Origin of the sequence: Mesorhizobium sp., from assembly GCF_024509055.1 — a bacterium.
Lineage (GTDB): Bacteria > Pseudomonadota > Alphaproteobacteria > Rhizobiales > Rhizobiaceae > Mesorhizobium.
Map to the genome: position 1 here is coordinate 28,654 of NZ_JANINM010000524.1, position 18,554 is coordinate 47,207.

General features: G+C 60.6%; 17 protein-coding genes and 1 pseudogene. 2 read left to right on the top strand and 16 right to left on the bottom strand.

Translation table 11 applies throughout. The features are described 5' to 3' along the window. Window positions 1-5: 5 nt before the first annotated feature. The 6 genes from Q0L57_RS31235 to glmS are packed head-to-tail and all read right to left on the bottom strand — an operon-like array spanning window position 6 to window position 6,353. Complete coding sequence (locus tag Q0L57_RS31235; protein ID WP_296746947.1) at window positions 6-329, bottom strand: DUF4387 domain-containing protein; 324 nt, start codon at window positions 327-329, stop codon at window positions 6-8. Continuing rightward, a complete protein-coding gene (locus tag Q0L57_RS31240; RefSeq protein ID WP_296746948.1) occupies window positions 326-1,738 on the bottom strand; it encodes an acyclic terpene utilization AtuA family protein in 1,413 nt (470 codons plus the stop codon). The genes Q0L57_RS31235 and Q0L57_RS31240 overlap by 4 nt, the downstream gene beginning before the upstream one ends. Next, window positions 1,735-2,997, bottom strand: a complete 1,263-nt coding sequence (locus tag Q0L57_RS31245; RefSeq protein ID WP_296746949.1) for a methylaspartate ammonia-lyase — start codon at window positions 2,995-2,997, stop codon at window positions 1,735-1,737. The genes Q0L57_RS31240 and Q0L57_RS31245 overlap by 4 nt, the downstream gene beginning before the upstream one ends. A gap of 36 nt (window positions 2,998-3,033) precedes the next feature. Then, window positions 3,034-4,473: a methylaspartate mutase subunit E gene (locus Q0L57_RS31250; protein ID WP_296746950.1), complete on the bottom strand. Its 1,440-nt coding sequence runs from the start codon at window positions 4,471-4,473 to the stop codon at window positions 3,034-3,036. A 51-nt stretch (window positions 4,474-4,524) separates the two neighbouring features. Beyond that, the gene (locus Q0L57_RS31255) at window positions 4,525-5,889 is read right to left on the bottom strand and encodes a glutamate mutase L (RefSeq protein WP_296746951.1); all 1,365 of its coding nucleotides are present in this window, start codon (window positions 5,887-5,889) and stop codon (window positions 4,525-4,527) included. Beyond that, complete coding sequence (gene glmS, locus Q0L57_RS31260; protein WP_296746952.1) at window positions 5,889-6,353, bottom strand: methylaspartate mutase subunit S; 465 nt, start codon at window positions 6,351-6,353, stop codon at window positions 5,889-5,891. The genes Q0L57_RS31255 and glmS overlap by 1 nt, the downstream gene beginning before the upstream one ends. A gap of 322 nt (window positions 6,354-6,675) precedes the next feature. On the opposite strand from glmS, the gene Q0L57_RS31265 reads away from it, so the two are divergent. Beyond that, window positions 6,676-8,106 carry an aldehyde dehydrogenase family protein gene (locus tag Q0L57_RS31265; RefSeq protein WP_296746953.1) on the top strand — a complete coding sequence of 477 codons (1,431 nt, stop codon included), beginning with the start codon at window positions 6,676-6,678 and terminating at the stop codon, window positions 8,104-8,106. Between the two features lie 182 nt (window positions 8,107-8,288). Beyond that, window positions 8,289-8,501 (top strand): annotated as a pseudogene (locus tag Q0L57_RS31270) (oxidoreductase); the annotation flags it as partial. A 133-nt stretch (window positions 8,502-8,634) separates the two neighbouring features. Here the strand turns inward: Q0L57_RS31270 and Q0L57_RS31275 are convergent. The 10 genes from Q0L57_RS31275 to Q0L57_RS31320 form a co-directional block, all read right to left on the bottom strand. After that, complete coding sequence (locus Q0L57_RS31275) at window positions 8,635-9,459, bottom strand: ABC transporter substrate-binding protein (protein ID WP_296746954.1); 825 nt, start codon at window positions 9,457-9,459, stop codon at window positions 8,635-8,637. 102 nt (window positions 9,460-9,561) lie between these two features. Next, window positions 9,562-10,221, bottom strand: coding sequence for an amino acid ABC transporter permease (locus Q0L57_RS31280; RefSeq protein WP_296746955.1), 660 nt, complete (start codon window positions 10,219-10,221; stop codon window positions 9,562-9,564). Then, entirely contained in the window at window positions 10,218-10,859 is a 642-nt protein-coding gene (locus Q0L57_RS31285; RefSeq protein WP_296746956.1) for an amino acid ABC transporter permease, read from the bottom strand. Before Q0L57_RS31285 ends, Q0L57_RS31280 begins: the two co-directional genes overlap by 4 nt. 1 nt (window position 10,860) lies before the next feature. Next, window positions 10,861-11,661, bottom strand: a complete 801-nt coding sequence (locus Q0L57_RS31290; RefSeq protein ID WP_296746957.1) for an amino acid ABC transporter ATP-binding protein — start codon at window positions 11,659-11,661, stop codon at window positions 10,861-10,863. Between the two features lie 794 nt (window positions 11,662-12,455). Beyond that, the gene (locus tag Q0L57_RS31295) at window positions 12,456-14,201 is read right to left on the bottom strand and encodes a cobalamin-dependent protein (RefSeq protein WP_296746958.1); all 1,746 of its coding nucleotides are present in this window, start codon (window positions 14,199-14,201) and stop codon (window positions 12,456-12,458) included. Window positions 14,202-14,228: 27 nt separating this feature from the next. After that, on the bottom strand, window positions 14,229-14,360 hold the full coding sequence (locus tag Q0L57_RS31300) for a hypothetical protein (RefSeq protein ID WP_296746959.1): 132 nt from the start codon (window positions 14,358-14,360) through the stop codon (window positions 14,229-14,231). Window positions 14,361-14,362: 2 nt separating this feature from the next. Beyond that, window positions 14,363-15,130, bottom strand: a complete 768-nt coding sequence (locus Q0L57_RS31305) for a FadR/GntR family transcriptional regulator (protein ID WP_296746960.1) — start codon at window positions 15,128-15,130, stop codon at window positions 14,363-14,365. A 106-nt stretch (window positions 15,131-15,236) separates the two neighbouring features. After that, window positions 15,237-15,995 (bottom strand): SDR family oxidoreductase, encoded by a 759-nt coding sequence (locus Q0L57_RS31310; protein ID WP_296746961.1) that lies wholly within the window; start codon window positions 15,993-15,995, stop codon window positions 15,237-15,239. Between the two features lie 10 nt (window positions 15,996-16,005). Further along, the gene (locus Q0L57_RS31315) at window positions 16,006-17,040 is read right to left on the bottom strand and encodes a proline racemase family protein (protein WP_296746962.1); all 1,035 of its coding nucleotides are present in this window, start codon (window positions 17,038-17,040) and stop codon (window positions 16,006-16,008) included. 11 nt (window positions 17,041-17,051) lie between these two features. Continuing rightward, window positions 17,052-18,527 carry an aldehyde dehydrogenase family protein gene (locus Q0L57_RS31320; protein WP_296746963.1) on the bottom strand — a complete coding sequence of 492 codons (1,476 nt, stop codon included), beginning with the start codon at window positions 18,525-18,527 and terminating at the stop codon, window positions 17,052-17,054. Between the last annotated feature and the right edge of the window lie 27 nt (window positions 18,528-18,554).

Sequence of the window (18,554 nt, forward strand, 5' to 3'; positions counted from 1 at the left end):
CGGATCTACGCTTCGGGATCGAAGGGCACGCCGAGGAGAGGCGCATGCTGCTGCGCCCCATAGACATCGGTTTCGCCAACTGCCGCCGACGGGAGGCGTCGTTTGATAGTCGCCTTTATGGCGTTCGCTGGTTCGAAGGCCACGATATCAAGAACGTCTTCCTCCGGAACCCCATAGAGACGGCTGATCAGCCCCTTGTTGATCAACTGGGTGTCGCGTGCCCGTTCGAAGGCTCTCCGTTCCTTGAAGATGACATCGAGCGTCAGCTCGAACGGCCCGGCGTTCTTGCTGCGCACTACGAGTGCCGCATCCGCGAGAGTGCCCTTCATGGTAGCTTGCCCTGCAGTTCGGAAATCTCGATGACGGGAAACAGGCTACGAGGGCTATCCACTTCCAACAGATGGTAGAGGCTGAATTCGTAGACCTGTCCGGCCTTGAAATCCGACGGCGAGTAAGGGAAGGCCAGATTGCCGGCCGTCGAGATGCGGCCAGGATAGCCGAAGTGCAGCATCGTCGCCCGGGCGAAGCCGCAGATCGTGTCTGCAAGCGCCTGGGTCTCGGCCACCGCTTCGATCACGAGGCAGATTTCATGCGAGGTGATCGTCTTCAGAGGCTCGAGTTCGCCCATGACGCCATCCCTGCCATAGACGCGAACGATCAGCTGATAGGCAGTGTCGGGGACATGGGAAAAGTTGTCAGCGACGCGGCGGCGAACCCCGTCGATGATCGTGTCGACCTGGGAAATGAAGACCGGATCCCGGGCACCTGCGATCGAGACGGTACGGCAACCGGCAGGCGAGGCACCTTCGAGCTTCACTCTGTAGGGGCGCGACGGCACGAAACGGCTGCCGGAAACGCGCACCCGCTGCTCGTCCAACTGCTCGAACCGCGTCTGCGTGAGGTCTAGCGCGCCGCCGGGGCCGGGCAGGTGATATGGATCGCTCTTCTCATAAAGCGTGTGCGCCGCAACCGATGCCACTGTGCAGCGTCGACTTGCAGAAAGCGCCTGAAGCGTGAAGCTGTCTTCCGACAACGTGCCGAGCATGCAGTCGCTGCCGCTGCCTGGCGTCGCGGCGATGGCGGCGCATTCTAGAATCTTGCCCATGTGCAGAGCTAGCCCGCGGTCGAAGCCGCGCGCAATCGGGACGGCGGCGAAGACAGCCGGATCGTAGCAGCGCCCGGCGACGACGACATCCGCCCCACGCGCAAGAGCATCGAGAAGCGGCTCCTCTCCCATCTGAGCTACGATGTGCGTACTGGCGTTGATTGTCTCGCGAGTCGCTGCAGGCACTCCGGGGAGTGTATCCACCTTGCCGCGGGCCAAGGCATCGCAAAGGGCCGCCTTCTCGATATCGGCGGGGATCGATGCCAGGCATCCTTGAAGCTGGTCTTCGGTCGCGACTTCTCGAACGATGTCAACGGTCCAATCGAGATGGGGCCGGGCGCCGCAGCCACCGGCGCTGCCTATCAACAACGGGATGTCCCGCCCCCTCGCGGCGCGCAGCATGAGCCGAAGGTCGCGCTTCACCGCCGCGCGGTCGGTGAACGACACCCCAGCCCCCAGATAGTACGGGCCGGGATCGCTCGATCCGGCATCGACTGCGATGACATCTGGATCGTGGGCCAGGCCCGCTTCGAAGGACGCCTCTGGAAAGCCGTAGCCGAGAATCGCTGTCGGCGAGAGCACCTTGATTTCCCGCTGTGCGGTCGAGCCCGCCTGGTTTCCGGTCGGCTTCATGGCCTCGCCCCAGCACTCGCGCTCTTCGCCTGGAGGATCGCCAGATTGCGCCGCATCTCGTTCGCCACGATAGTCATGCCTTCGTCGAAGCCCATGCCAGGCTTGACGAGGACACGCTGCGGCCGCGACGCCTGGGCGACGTGCAGGCAGGTTCTGGCCGAAACGTCAGTCTCGTTGCAGGTGCCGCCCTGGTAGGCCTCGACTCCGTGCTCCCGGCAATACAGGACTGCCTCCACGGTGTTATGGACGCTGCCCAGGTCCGGCGTCTTGATCTGCACCATGTCGCAGCACCCGGCGTCGACGAACTCGACGATGTCCTGGTAGGTATTGCACCATTCGTCCGCCACGATCTTGACCGCACTGCCGCGGACGCGAAGTGCCTCGCGGATTTTCTTCAGCAGCGCTATTTGGCCTGCCTTGCTCCCCGCGTCGACCGGGCCTTCGATGTAGAGCTCGAAGGGAGAGACCCGCTCGCCGAGCGCCGCGAGGTAGGGGGCGATCCTGTCCGGATCGTTTCCGAAAATTATGCCGATCGTCCCGTAGACGTCGACGTGGAGAACGGGCTTGTAGCTGGTGTCTGTTCGCAGCAGGAGTATGCGCTGCGTCAGCCAGGTCATGTACTCCTGCAGCTTGCCTCCGTTTCGTCCGAGCTTGCTGGGCACGTTGTTGATCAAGCCGTGTGGCAGCGCGTCGACGCCTTTCATGATCATCTTGTCGACGGCGTTATAGCGGTCGTCGCCGCTTTGGCCGAACAGGGCGAGCGGGTTCAGGTCAATCGGCAGATTGTACTCGTCACAGACGACCTCGACCTTGAGCCGCCCCGACGCCTTCGCGGTGGCATCCAGAAGCGCCTGGGACAATCCGTAACGGATTGCGGTGTGGATCCGCTTGCCGTCCTGTTCCAGCTCGTCAAAGAAGCGCGCGTTGGCGACGAACTCGCCGACGTCCCGGCCTATCAGCAGCGGCCGCAATACTTCCTGCATCCATGGAATGTAGCGAGAGGCCGTGAAGAGCGGATCGCGTCCGCCGGCGCCCGAATACTGCACGGCAGCGCAGTCGCCCTCTGCCCAAAGGCCGTTCTCAAGCTTCAGAAGAACGCTCACTGCTTCCCCTGATTGCCTTATTCTGTCGAACCCGGGCGTTTTGGCTTTGCCGACGTAGGTAAAGCCGTCTTGCCCGGCACCCGCCTTGATCGCCGCCTGGTCGTCAAAATAAAACGAGGACAGGGCGGGCGTGAACAGTGCTTCGGTGATCTTCATGCGAGTGCTCTGGTATCCTGGTGCAGCGTGGGCGCGTTACGGGCGACCAATCAAATTGCTCGCGGAGATGGCGCGAACGTCGTCCACGACCATCTGAAACGATGCCTGACGGCCCTCGGTCGCGGCGCGTTCGGCGATCTTGTCTTTGTGGAACGTCACGATGTCTTCCGGGAGCGGAATGTCACCCTTGCTGAAGACCCGGATCGCGCCGTGGTTGTCGCGAACTGGCGTCATTCGTCCGGCGTTGACGCTGGCCGGCGCAAAGGGAATGTCCATGACGCCCGCTTCGAACGCCAGGACGGCGCCCCGCGCAACATCGCCTTGGCCGAGTTCGATGACCTTGCGCATCACCGCATGCACCTCTCGCTCGATGACCGCTATTTCCTGGGTGATCTCGTCGGTCTCCAACGGCTTCTGATCGCCGATCATGTTGATCATCTGCGCCGTTGCCTGGAGCCCGGCGCGGTTGGCCTCCATGGTCGGCACGCCGGCGGCCTCGTGGGGTGTCTTCACAATGATCTTCGTCGCCCCCGCGAACTTCGCGGCTGCGGAGCCGAGCGCTATCACCGAATAGGCTTGGGCTTCGTTCTCGGGGAAGCCGCCCATCCACTGATGGAACACCGTCGAGAGCGCGTAATCCTCGTGGCCAAATTCTGCGAAGTAATGCTTCGCGAGCCTGCGCAATGACCGGATAGCAGCGATGTCTTGCGCCAGGTTGCCTGCCTGGCCGTATCCCAACGTGATGCACTTGACGCCCTGTTCCAGCGCCAGAAGCCCCTCGATAAGGGCGACAGTGTGGGAGACAAAAGGGGGTACGAGCGTTCCAGTGAGGGGACCGAACGGCTCCCTGTTGATCCTGATGCCCTCCTCTTCGTAGAGGCCGACGAGACGGTCGCAATATTGCCAGTGCCGGATCGACCTATCCAACGGCACGCTCTTCGAGTACGGAATGTTGTAAGAAATCCCGCCGCCCTCGAAGCTGGAGAATCCCGCGGCCAACGTGATCTCCGCCAACAGGCGAGCATCCGGAGTGCCATGACGAACCTGGACTGGCTTCTCCAGGCTGTCGACCAACCGCTGGCAGCCGGGAACACCGTGGTTCACCGGAGGAAAGCCGTTCAAGAGAGAGGTCCCCGCGGCTCTGGACCGCTCGATCCCCTTCTCCGCCTCTTGGTACCGATTGTGCCTGGTATAGGCATCAACCGTTGTCGGAAGGACATCGCAAAAGGGAGAAAGATCCTGGAGAAGCTTTGTGTGCTCGCGCAGAAGGGCTACGCCAGCGCGCGGCTGCAAAAGTGTCTTGCCAGTCGCTTCGGCTCGCGCCAGCGCAACCGAAAACTTCTTCGCCTCCGTCATTTGTTGATGACGCTGGATGGCTTCGGCGAAATTCACTTCCTGGCCGGTGGGCCACGACCGCAGCACGCCGTACCTTTCCGATTCGTACGCGGATCGGGGAAGCTTCTTGTTTTCGATCATACCGCCAATCGGGAGTGTCATGGAACGAACCGTCGAAAGGGTTTGGGGGTTTCAGTTGTTCTCGACCAGGGCGCTAAGACCTGCCCGGACTGCTGCCATGGGGTGGGCGGCGGCCACGTTTGCCAGAAGCGGAAGAATGTATTCGGGGTCGCGGAGGTATCGGGCCCTTAGCGGAGCCAGAACGCGCTTCCCATATTCGTCAGCCGTTAGGGACGAAAGGCTGTTTTGCGGCCGGAAGTCGGCCGTCGCCGAGAGGTATCCCCCAGTTCCAATGATCTGCGGAACATCGGTGAGGTCGCGGCCAACCTGAACGTTGACCAATCCTTCCACAGTGCAGACCTGGTGAGCACGACCGGAGTGACGCATCAGGGAATGCGCAAGGTTTGCGCTAGCGAGCACTGTATCGAACTTCTGTTCATCGAGACTCCTGGCCAGCGTTTCCGGAGCCCTCGAAACCCTGTCAACATAGACAGAGAAGGCTGAATCCGGTCCGAGGCTTTCGGATGGGTCCAGTTTCCGCGCGGCCACTGCTGCCGAGCGGGCAGAGACGCGCATGCCTAAATCGCCCTCAACCGTCCGCTTCACCTTGGCCTCCGGCAGTCCGCGGCGCACCGTGCCCGCCTGATTTTTTTCCTCGTGTACCGAATAGACGTCGGTTGTGGCACCGCCCATGTCGACCATGACGAACTCGCCGAATTCCGGGGCGAGCTCGGCGATGTTCCGGCAGTATTCGAAAAGGGCGTAAGGCGTAGGCGAAGGTTCGCGACCTGTATGGGCGACGATCCTATCGAGGCCCTTTCCCTTGGTTATTCTCTGGAGAAACAACTCTCTGATCGCGGCACGGGCCGGCTCTGGATTGGGGTTATCCAACCCGGGCAGTATATTCTCGACGCAAACAAGGTCCTGCCCATCCAGAATGCGCTCAACGTCATCTCGAACGTCACGATTCCCTGCAAAGACAATGGTTGCGGCCAAGCCGGCATCGGCAAGCTTTCGGGCATTCTCCACCGGGTAATGCGCATTTCCTCCATCTGCTCCGCCCGCAAGCAGGATGATGTCGGAGTTGGAATTGCGAAGCGCTTCAATGTCTGCGGCGCTAAGCGAGTAAGCGAAGCTGTGCGTAATCTTCGCCCCGGCCGAATACGCCGTCAGCTTGGCCATCTCCGCGGTGAGGTCGGGTACAATGCCAATTGCGGCTATCGCCAGACCACCCTTGGCAGAGGAGGAATAGAAAAGCTCATCGTGCTCCCCATCCGCAGACAATGCGTCAAATACAAAGTTGAAACCGCGGGAGAGGTCATCCACCGTAGTCGGATGGGCAGCGCGTTTGGCGACGCGCAACTCATTCGGGCTCGATAGCACAAAGGCGGCGCCCTTGGTCCACGTGGAGCCGATATCTACCGAGATGAGTCTCATCAGGCTTTGCAGAGCTCCGCGACCTGCTCCGGCCGCCCCTTAGCACGTTTCTGCACGATCTCGCCCTTGAGCATGTCCACGAACATCTTCAGATCATCACCCGCTCTGAAGACGCGATCGAAGCCCATGGCCTTGAACTGCTTCTCGATCGAGTCGAAATCGCGCTTACCAACAATGAGGTTGCCGCCGATATAAAGCAGGATGTCGCCGATGCCGCGCTCGATACAGCGCTCCCGCAAGCCCATGCAGTCGATTTCACCATGTCCATAGATCGATGAGACGAGGATCGCATCGGCGCCAGTCTCAATGGCCGCGTCGATAAATTCGTCCTGGCTGACCATCACGCCAAGATTGACGACGCTGACGCCTAGCTGCTCGATCACGTTCATCAGGATCTTGTTGCCCACTGCATGGCAGTCGGCACCGATTACACCGAGCACCACTTTGAATTCCGAAGTGACCATTGCGCTGTCTTTCCTAGGAAGTTCGACGGATTGGGTCCGGTCTCATACAAGGAGGTCCAGAGAAGTCAATAATGATTATCTGTTATTCTGAATAGATAAGCGATGCTGATCTATTTCTGGAGGGCGGGTAATGCACCAAGCCCGTGGTCGCCCCTCGGAAACGGCATCGCGCCAGTTCTCGCTTGACCGTCTTTACATATATCACTTATCATATAAGTGTCAACAAAATGAAGTGCCCATCGTGCAGGGCCGTGCGGCACCACGGGCCGCCGCATTGACCGCGAAGTCTGCTCGGGCTGACTGGAACGAGGAAGGGAACCCTATGCTGCATCAGAATTTGATCGCCGGAGAGTGGCTTGGTGGCGAAGCTTCGCCGAACATCAATCCTTCAAACACGCATGACGTGGTCGGCGACTATGCGCGGGCAACCGCCGACGACTCGAGAGCCGCCATCGCCGCGGCGAAAGCTGCTTTCCCCGCTTGGTCGCGTTCGCCCATTCTGGAACGGCACGCTCTCCTCAGGAAGGCCGGCGACGAAATCATGGCGCGAAAACTGGAACTGGGATCGCTGCTTGCCCGGGAGGAAGGCAAGACCCTTGCCGAGGCGATCGGAGAGGTGACGCGCGCCGGCCAGATCTTTGATTTCTTCGCCGGCGAGGTGCTGCGTCTTTCCGGGGAGACGCTGCCTTCCGTCCGGCCGGGGATCGGAGTGGAGATCACCCGCGAACCGCTCGGGGTTGTCGGCATCATCACCCCGTGGAACTTTCCCATCGCAATCCCGGCCTGGAAAATCGCGCCCGCCCTGGCGTACGGCAACACCGTCGTGCTGAAGCCCGCCGATCTTGTGCCCGGCTGCGCGTGGGCGCTCGTCGACATCCTTCATCGCGCAGGCGCGCCCACCGGCGTCGTCAATCTCGTCATGGGCCGTGGAAGCGTCGTCGGCCAGGCGCTTCTCGAGAGCGGAGACGTCAATGCGCTGACGTTCACCGGATCGATCGGCACCGGCAAGCGCGTGGCTCTTTCTTCGATCGAGCACAACCGCAAATTCCAACTCGAGATGGGCGGCAAGAATCCGTTTGTAGTCCTCGACGATGCCGACCTCCCTGTCGCCGTCGATGCGGCGGCCAATTCTTCCTTCTTTTCTACGGGCCAACGCTGCACCGCCTCGTCTCGCCTCATCGTGACCGAAGGCATCCACGACCGCTTCGTCGCAGCGCTCACGGAGCGTCTCCAGAGTCTCGTGATAGACGATGCGTTGAAGCCCGGCACGCATATTGGCCCGGTAGTCGATGAAAGCCAGTTGAAACAGGACGTCGACTACATCGGCATTGGCCAGCGCGAAGGCGCCAAGCTTGCGTTCGGTGGGAACAGGCTGGAGCGCGACGCCCCCGGCTTCTATTTGCAGCCGGCGCTGTTCACTGAAGCGACCAACCAGATGCGCATCGCAAGGGAAGAAATCTTCGGCCCGGTTGCCGCGGTCATTCGCGTGAAGGACTATGATGAGGCGCTTGCTGTCGCCAACGACACAGACTTTGGGCTGTCGTCCGGCATTGCGACAACAAGCCTGAAACACGCCACGCACTTCAAGCGCAATTCGGAGGCAGGCATGGTCATGGTCAACCTGCCGACGGCTGGCGTCGACTTTCACGTGCCATTCGGCGGTCGTAAGGGATCGTCCTATGGTCCTCGAGAGCAGGGACGATACGCAGCGGAGTTCTACACCACGATAAAGACCGCTTACACTCTCGCGTAACGGACGAACCGACCCGGCCAGGCAAATGTCGCCGGCTCCCGGTTCGTCGGCCCAAGGATTTCAGGCGACAAAGTCGTCGGGGTTCCTTTCCCTCACGGCACTTCACGAGCGTGTTGAGGCTACTTCCGCGGCGTCGGGGTAAAGTCAGTGCAGGCGGGCGAGGCATCTCCCGTATCGAGAGGGCTCCGAAAGCACTCGCCGCAGGCCGTCCTGGCGACCCGACGGCCCATGCGGAGGCGCTGTTCGACGCTATGGTCGGTCAGGGCCCTCGGCTGCCTTCACAACGGCGGTTTGACGATCGCAGGAAATCGGAAAAGCATGGGATTGCGCTAACTGCCGCGGAAATGGAACAGCTGGATCGCCTGCTGGAATTGGGTCTAGACGCGATAGCGTGAGCAGAGCGCTGTTGCCTTTCGTTCTGGAAATTGTCGGGCACCTGCGGCCGGTGCCCGCAATCAAGAAAATGCCCTATCGCCTGAGGCGATAGGGCACTCCAACAAGGCGCAACGCTGGGAGCAGCGCGTCCCCTCATTGAATAACGCGCGGCTCTCCCGTATTCGCGCCGGACGGATCGAGACCGTACTTCTTCAGGATCTCTCCGATCTTGCCGTTCGCATGAAGGGCATTGATGTCGTCCTTGAGAGCGTCGGTCAGCTTCGGATTGTCCTTCGTGTGCGGGAAGTTTGACTGCGCGGGCTCCTTGCTGGCGGCGACGCTGTCATCCGGCTCGATGATCTCGACTTTCATGCCGCCGTAGGCGCCATTTTTTTGTGCCTCCTTACCGACGACATAACTCTCAAATCCCGCGTCTATACGCCCTGCTGCCAGATCCTGCGCCATGTTGACGCTGTTGGGATAGGTGATTGCAGAGTCGCCAAAGAGCTTGGCGATGTCGTTGTACCAGAGGTAACCTTGGATGTTGCCCACCTTCTTGCCAGAGAGCTGCGAAACCTTGGTGGCGCCTTCCTTCGAGATGACGCCCATCTGGTCGAGGTAAAGCGGCGCGGAAAGGCTGAGCACTTTCGCGCGCGCCGCCGTTCTGTACCAGTTGCCAACCGTCAAGTCGGCCTTTCCGGAGAGAACGGCCTGAATCGCGGCGGCAGGATCGAGCGAGATGACCTCGACCTTCAGGCATTCCATTCCAACGATTTCGCGAACGATGTCCGGGTCGATCCCGTTGAACTCGCCGTTCTTCACGCTGCTGAACGGCGGAAGTTCGTAAGCTGCAACCGTCAGGGTGCCGGACGTGACGGTCGGGAATTGGTGCGCCGGCTTGCAGTCTGCTGCGGCAGCCGCGGTGAGCGCCGAAAAAGATACGATCACGGTCGCCGTGACAAAGCTTAGGATCTTCATGTTTCCCTCTGGCTCATGTTTGACATTGGGTTCGATGTTACGGTTCAGTTGCGGTCAGTTGTCATAAAGTCGAACGGAAGCACCTCCATCTGTGTGGTTGGCTTATCGGGTGTGATGCGAAAGACGATCTTCGAGTTTTCCTACCGCGATCGTCGCAGGCACGCAGACAGCCGCATAGATAACCCCCGCCAGGATCAAAGCTGGCAGGTATAGGAAAGTGGAGGAGCCTATAGAGTAGGCACGGCTGATCAATTCTGGCAGCGTTATTGCAAAGCAGAGGGAAGTCGACTGCAGGATAGTGATGGAGAAGCCGAGCAACGCAGGCAGGGCTACCATGAGCCCCTGGGGAAGGATGATGTAGCGCAGCGCATCGATCTGGCTAAGACCGATAGCATCCGCAGCCTCCTTTTGCCCCGCCGCGACCGACTCCAGGCCGCCCCGAATGATCTCGCTGGTGTAGGCGCCGGTGCAGCAGGCCAGAGCGAGGACTGCCGAAGCGTACGAAGTAAGCGTTAGCCCGGCCGACGGCAGCCCATAGTAGGCGAATTGCAGGAGCACGAGCGCGGGCGTGCCCCGGCTAAGCTCGACGAAAGCCAGGGAGGAAAGCTTCACCGGGCGAGACTTCGCCTGCACGCCGAGCGCCAGGAGAAGGCCGAGAGGAATTCCAAGCAGAAGGCTCAGGCCCGCCACCTTGAGGCTTAGGGCGAAGCCTCCCAAAAGGGTCGGCAGCCATTCCCGCCAAAGGTCAAGGTACTCAATCATCTGGCCACCCGAGCGCGCATTTTTTTGTCGACTGTCCTGGACACCCAGGCGATGGGCAGGCTCATCGCGATGTAGATGAGCGCGACGACCGCATAGACATCCAGGCCTCGGAAGGTTTGCTGCGAAATGTGATAGGCTGCGTAGGCAAGCTCAGGCACGCCGATGGCTGACGCGACGGCGCTGTCTTTGAGCAGCCCGATCGCGTAGGTAGCTGCGGCCGGAAGCGATATTCGCGCCAACTGCGGTGCGATAATCTCGCTCAGCTGGTTCCATCGCGGCATTCCCAGCGCGGTGCTCGCCTCCCATTGACCGTGATGGATTGCGGCAAGCGAGCCTCGATAGATCTCAGCCATGTTGACGGCGGTAATGAGCCCGAGCCCGATGCATGCCGCGGCGAACGCATTCAACTGAATGACCCCCGATCCAAGTCCGAAATAGATCAGGAAGAGCCAGACCAGCGGGGGGATCGACCGTACGATCAGGATGAACGCGCCAACCAAGGGCTTTAGCAGAGGGATTTTCGTCAAGCGCAACGCGCAAATCGGAATTCCGAGCGCCGCCCCAAGAGAGAAAGCCAATGCGGTCAGCGCCAGCGTATACGGAACAGCCAGCAGGATGGTTACCGCCATGTCGCCCATCTCAGCGGTCCCTCACCGCTCTCAGGAAGCGCTGGGTCCTCTCCGCGCGCGGTGCAGTCATCACCTGCTTGCTTGGTCCCTCTTCTATGATCATGCCGTCAGCCATGACGACCACCCGGTTGGAAACATCCTCGGCGAAGTGCATTTCGTGGGTTACGACGATCATCGTCATTCCGTTTTCGGCCAACTCGCGCATGACCGTGAGCACCTCGACCCCCAGCTCCGGATCAAGGGCGGAGGTCGGCTCGTCGAAGAGCATCGCCTCAGGATCCAGCGCGAGCGCTCGCGCAATGGCTATGCGTTGCTGCTGGCCGCCGGAACATCGGGACGGATATTGGGAGCCCTTGTCCGCAAGACCAACGCGCGAGAGCAGCTGCATTGAGCGCTGGTCGGCTTCTTCCCTGCTTCTGCCAAGAACGCGTTCCTGGGCGAGACTTACGTTTCGCAGCACGGAAAGGTGCGGAAAAAGGTTGAAGGACTGGAAGACCATGCCAACTTTTCGGCGCAGCTTCTGGAGGTCTCGCACGGCGGGATGGCCTCCCGGGGCAATGGTCGCATCGCCGACCGAGACAGTCCCTCCGGTGTGAAATTCGAGTTGGTTTACACAGCGAAGAAGCGTGCTCTTGCCGGATCCGCTGGGGCCGATCATGGCGACGACTTCGCCTTTTGCGACGCTCAGGTTCACCCCTTTGAGCACTTCGATCGGCCCATAGGTCTTCCGGATCCCCTCCAGATGAATCAGCGGTGTCTCCAGCGCCGTGCCCTGGCCGTTGGGGGGATCGAGAGTGTCTGTAGCTTTCATGTATGCCTACCCGATGCGCCGAAGCCTGCTATGAGTGACAAGCCTTCTGGCTTGCGAACAAATAAGACGGACATTCGCGTTTTCGGTTAGGTCAAACGCGATGGCGGCCGCGTTCTGCTCGGATAGCGCTCACCGATAGAGCCAAGCGCAAATCCAGTTCCCTAAAAGGCCGCTCCTTGGCTGCGGTTGATCCGCAGTCCCAGTTCATTTTCGGCTCGCCAATCCGAGCCATCAACTTTCATCATGTATGATAAGTGACATGTTATTGGCAGTCAACTCCATTTTTCGAGCTACGGCGACGAACTCGCCCCGGCCGACCCAACCCTGATCGCGAGGCGCGCCGACGATCGCAGCTCTCCGTAGTGTCGAGGACGTCATTCGGCGGCTAGGCAGTTGACGCACCTCTTACCCCGCGTTGGGACAGGAGCCCGCCGGTCCAAATTGAGCTTGGGCCGTTTGCGCGAGAAGCTCAGGCTGATCAGCCAGAGGACCAAGCCCGCCGAGGTCTCGCGCCACACCCTCGCCCAATGGGGACTCGCGCGCTTCCTCTGTCAAAAAGTTGGTTGTCGGCCACTCGATGTAACCGGATCTTCGGTTAGGGCTGCGTACCGTTGCCGCCACGGGCATCGCTGTAGATTATGATGAATTGGAGGACCTCTGACCCGCTCGCCGACGTGTACGCGTAGCTAACTCGATTTCTTGCTATCGCGCTTTGGCGGCGGCGACTTTGCCACCTTCTTTGAGAAGGGTCGAAAAGCTGCGCATACATTTTGCTGGAACGAAAGGGCCCCAACTTAAGAAGCCACGGCTTCGGGTATCGCATTGATTTTGCGAAGAGCGTCCAACATCTCGTCCAGATTGCCACAAGGGAGGCAGCCTAGCTTGGCAACATCCTCGGTTACATCGACCGGGAGGCCCGAGTTGGTATCCGTCGGCACTTCATTCAGACGTCCTCCGATGAGAATTGGCAAATCAATGTTTCGATCGGCCATGGCGGCTTTCACAGCTTGCGCGTAGCGAAAGGCAACTCCGTTATAGGTGGAAATCGCGATAGCATCGGCACCAGTCTCCACGGCGTGCGCCACAAGCACCTCAGGGTCCACCGCGATACCCGCATCGCTAACAGCGACACCGAGTCCGACAAGGGCTTGCGTCACCAGATATTTGCCGTGCTCATGAACGTCCGTAGTCCCGACGCAGACCGTCAACTTTCTGTCGACAGGGGTTTGCTTCGAAATCCAGGCGGCGGCCTTCTCGTCTAATTCCCGCGCCCATTCAGCAGGGACAAGCGGTGAACGGCCCTGCTGAGTGTCTCGCCCGGGACCAAAGAGTGCTTCCAAACGCTTTGGCCCCATTCGACGGATGGCCAGCATAAGCGCGGCGGGATCGTTGGTATCAACTCCACGATCGGCGAGGCCATCCAGCACGGCCTTCGCAAAACGATTTCCCCCTTCGACTAGCGTGTCGGCCATTGCCTCAACCTTGGACCAGTCAAAGATTGGATCGTAAAACGGTGCATGCTCCGCAAGGCGATGAGCGAAGGTCTGCGCGTCGATAATCTCGTCAACATCCGGTATGCGCTGGTTTTCAGTCACTGGCACCGGGTTGATTGCGTGGCCCGAGGGCCAACGCCTCACATCGAGAATGTCTGTCAGCAGATAGCTCGCGAGGCTCGCGTAGTTGCCTGCGGACGCCGACTGGTAAGAGACCGTGTTTCCGAAGATCATGGTTCCGGGTGTACTGCTTACCCGCGCGAGTGCAGCATGAAACGCTGATCGCGATAGCGGATCACTAAAATGATGGCCATAGCAATGGCCCAACGTCCCTCCGATTAGCCCCTCAACAATATGCTTTTCGATCAGTACCATTCCGAGCGCGCATGCCATGTCCAGGAACAACCCCGCGAACCCGTCGTCAAGGTTGGAGTGGACCAAGACTTGCGACTTCTGGGCAGCGATTAGCCCAAGCGCGACCACAGTTGATCGCGTGGTCGCGATGTCATCATCCCAGTACGGAAGCCTGAAGGTAAAATACTGCCCGAGATTTCCAATCGCGGTTGTGCCGGCTGCTATGGCTGCACAAATGTTTTCGACCGCACCCGGCAACCCAAGCATGAAGTCCCCGAAATGTGCTGCGGCCGGCGCTGCATTGGTGATGCGAGCAAAGTCTTCTGGTCCGTTCAACACGATGCCTGTCCCTCGCATTGCCTTTTCTCGGACAGCTATGGGGTAGCCCATTGACCAGTCGAGCGTGATCCCAAATCGATCAACCGTTACCCCCGCCTCCTGACACCCTTCATACACTTCGGCGATAGCTTCAATTGTTCGATCCACGCTGCGAAAGCCTATGTGCGCGTGCTGCATGACCCGCCGTTCAACCGCGGCCCTCCGTTTCCATTCGACCTCGCTGGCCACCTGCATTTCGGTCAAGAAACGGCATTGGCCGAGCTGCCAAGCCGATGCCAAGGTCCTACCTTCTGCTACCAGGTCGACGCCTGGTTCCATACGAGGCTCAACTAGCTGCATTTCGCGAGTGGTCATTTCAATTCCCAAAGACAGAGCCGCTGACTAAAAGAGCTGCAAAAGCATCACGGCGAGATAGCTGAGGACTGTCATGTCCCGCGTCGGCCCGCTCGCGATGAACGTGCCGGAAGTGAGGTAGAGGCTCCTGTCGCGCTTAATGATGAGCAGCCCATTCATCGCTACCTCACTATTGGCCGGATCAAATCCACTGCGGCCACTTGCTTGGTGTTTCCAACTTCTGCGCGTGAGGCCAGCGCCAAGGCGCGCACGCGTTCAAAACTGTCGTGGAGATGCCTCCGCATAGAGTCACGCGCCACGCGCCCGTTTCGTTTCTCGATGGCCCGCACGATGCCTTCATGCTCGGCGTGGATGCGCGCGTAATAGCTATCCTTCACTTCCGCCGCCACCAGGTGACCGAGTTGGACACGCGACCCGATTATGGGATGCAGGTAGCTCAAGAAGCCATGGATGAAGCGATTGCGGGCAGCATTGGCAATTGCGAGATGAAAATCATGGTCGTAGTGCAGCGGCACCTTGGCAGGATCCTCCCTTAGGCCGTCGGCCTGCTCCATAATGGCACGAATGCCGGCTGCTTCATCGTCGGACCGGCGTTCCGCGCAGAGGCCCGCAGCCTCCACCTCAACGCCCAGCCGCAGTTCGAGAAGGGCGAGGGTTTGCGGCAGCTCCCCGAGGGCTGCCTCCGGTATCGAGAAGACGTATGGAGCCGGCGCCTCGCTGACGAACATTCCGAGCCCTTGTCGCGGGATCACCAAGCCCTCCGATCTCAGCCGCGCGATCGCCTCACGGACAACGGTGCGGCTGACGTCGTACTCGGCGCACAGCTCGGCCTCGGTCGGCAACTGCGTGCCCGGGCGAAGCTCGCCCGAGAGGATATCTTCCGACAGGCTCTCAGCGACCACAGTGGACAGGGGTATGCGCTTCGTCATTTGCTACCTGCCGCACTCACGCGACTGCTTGCGCTCCGATGCCGCCGTCCGCACCCGTTGCGATCGCGACCGTGCCTTCGAAGCGTTTCACGAAACCCTCACCGAGCTAACGAATGTAGCTACCGCCATTGACATCGAGCGTCGCACCGTTCAGCGAGTTCTGCGACGGGCGCAGCACGAAGGCGACGAGTTCGGCGACCTCTGCCGGAGAGGCCATTTCGCCGATTGGAATGTCAGCAACCGCAGCCTGCTTGCCATGCGTGGCGATGAAATCCTCGGCCATGTCGGTGCGCACCCAGCCGGGCGCGATCGCGACGGCCGTGATGCCATCCGCCCCGAAGGAGCGAGCGATGGATTTCGTTAGGTTGACGAGGGCCGCTTTCGTCGCGCCATAGGGCATGGCATCTGCCGCGTAGCCCCGCTGGCCGGCACGGCTTGCCATGTTGACGATGCGGCCGCCGCCATTTGCCTTGAAGTGCCGGATGGCCTCCTTTGCCAGATCGGCGGCGGCGAAGAAATTGATCTGGAACTCCTTTTGCCAGGCCGATTTCCAATCCTCGGGCGAAGCCTCGATGGATATCTCCGTCCGGATGCCCGCGTTGTTGATGAGACCGTGAACGCGGCCCGCCGCCTCGACGGCCTTTCGCCACAGTTCGAACGGCCCATCGGCGCTGGAAAGGTCAGCCTGCACGATCAAGCCACGGCCGCCGATCCGCGACATCAAAACCTCGGCGGCCGCGCTGTCGCGGCCGTAATGAATGATCGGACGCGCTCCCTCCGCGGCGAGGCGTTCGACGATGGCCGCGCCGATGCCGCCAGACGCCCCGGTGACGAGAACAGTCTGGCCCTCAAGCGACTTGTCCATGGTTCCTCTCCTACTTCAAAAGATCTACCTGCGGCCCCCAGGTATCCGAGAGCGCAAAGCCGACGCGGAACGGATCGTCATCTGAAATACGCAGCTCGGATCGCCCGTAGACGTAACCGCGGCCCGTGATGCGCGGCAGCACGGCCTTGCGGCCGCCGACTTCCGTTTCACCTATGGCTTCGGCCATGAACTCGCCGCCTATGATGGAACGCGAGGTGCGGACATCGCCAACTTTCACGAGACCGCGCGCATAGAGTACCGCGAGATTGGCAGAACTCCCGGTGCCGCAAGGCGAGCGGTCGACCCGGCCTGGCGGCAGCACGGTACAGGTGCGCACCGCGCCGTCGGGCTCTCGGTCGCGGAACATGACATAGGCGATTTCGTCGACCCCCGGGAGGGTGGGGTGCTTCACGGGTATCTGTTCCGAAAGCAGGCGCTTCAGTTCGATACCTGCTTCGGCGAGCGCCCGCGAATTGGACGGCCCAATGGAGAGACCTATTTGATCGACATCGACCAACGCGTAGTACACACCGCCGAAGGCAACATCTACCTTGATTTTCCCCCAGTGCGGCGTGTCGACGGCTTGGTCGAGGTATTCCGCGAAGCATGGCACGTTATCCAGGCTGACCGACAGGCACCGCCCTTCCTCGCAACGGGCTCGCGCCAGGATCAGGCCGGCAGGCGTATCTAGCCTCACCAAAGTTTCAGGTTCCCGCATGGCTACGCGCCCGCTTTCGAGGAGCGCGGTGACGACGCAGATGCTGTTGCTGCCGGACATTGGGTGGGCCCGGTCGGCCTGCAGCACGATAAATCCAGCATCTGCATCGAGACGTGACGGAGCGACCAGGAGGTTCACCGTCATGGCGACGTTGGCGCGCGGCTCGAAGGTTACGAAACGACGGAGACTGTCGTCCACCGTGTTGATGTGGTTCATCTTGTCCAGCATGGTTGCGCCAGGAATCTCTGGCGCTCCGCCCACTAGCACATGGCCCAGCTCCCCTTGGCAGTGGACAAGCAGCAAATCGAGCGACCGTTCGAAGCGCATCGCATTAGGTCCTACTTGATGTACCAGCCCCAGGGGGCTTCACTCACGAGCTTGGTGATCTGCTTCGTTTCGAGATAGTTGTCGAAGCCCCACCGACCGAGCTCGCGCCCGATGCCGGATTCCTTGTAACCGCCCCAAGGCGCCTCGGTGAAGGTCGGCTGCGAGCAATTGATCCAGACGATACCAGCGCGAAAGGCCCTGGCAACGCGCTCGGCACGCACGCCGTCTTTTGACATGACCGCCGCGGCGAGGCCAAACCGGGAATCGTTGGCGAGCTCGATGGCTTCCTCTTCCGTCTTGAACGGACGCACGCAGACAACGGGGCCGAAGATCTCCTCGACCCATGCGGCACTGTCGAGCGGCACGTCGGTCAGGACCGTCGGTTGCAAGTAGTAGCCCTTGTCAAACCCATCGGGCCGTGCGCCGCCGCAGGCAACCGTTGCGCCCGCTGCCTTTGCCGCTTCGATCGCATCGACGACCTGTTCGTGCTGGCGCCTTGAGACGAGCGGACCAAGAAGGACGCCGTCGTCCAGGCCATTGCCAATGCGGATACGGTTCGTCTCCTTGATTAGGCGGGCCAGCAGCGCGTCATAGATGCCTTCCTGGACCAGGACGCGCGAGGTGGCCGAACAAACTTGGCCCTGGTTCCAGAAGATGCCGAACATGATCCATTCGACCGCCTGCTCGATATCGCTGTCATCGAAGACTACGAATGGCGACTTGCCACCGAGTTCCAAGCTCACGCGCTTTATATCCCGGGCGGCAGCCGCCATGATTTTGGACCCGATCGGACCCGATCCCGTAAAGGCTAGCTTGTCGACGCCCTTATGGTCGATGATGGCTTGGCCCGCGACAGACCCAGAGCCAGTGACGACGTTCAAGACGCCGGGAGGCAAGCCGGCCTCGTCGGCGATCGCAGCAAGCTCAAGCGCGGTCAGCGAGGTCACTTCCGCAGGCTTGAGCACGACGGTACACCCAGCCGCAAGCGCGGGGGCGACCTTCCAGGCAGCCATCAGAAGCGGATAATTCCACGGAATGATGGCAGCAGCAACGCCGATAGGCTCGCGCACCGCCTTGGAGATGAACCGCTCGTCAGCGAGGGCGATCGGTTCTTCCGGATCGTTGTCCAACTGCTCGGCAAGGCCGGCGTAGAAATCGAAACATCCGGCGGCATCGGTGATATCCCATTCGGCCTCCGGAAACGGCTTGCCGTTGTCGATGACTTCCAATCGGGCAATCTCTTTCACGCGCGCTCGAATGCCATTCGCGATGTCTCGAAGATAGGTTGCACGGTCGGCCCCGGAGAGCTTGGGCCAAACGCCTTTGTCGAACGCTCGCCTTGCTGCGTCGACTGCGATATCGACATCTTCAGCCGTTGCCGCGCTGATCGTGTGAATCACTTCTTCCGTGGCAGGGTTGATCACCTTGGAACTGCCGCCATTGATCGGCTTTACCCACTGTCCATCGATGTAAAGATCGCTTCGCATCTTCGCTCCCGTAAGTGTAGCAGCCGA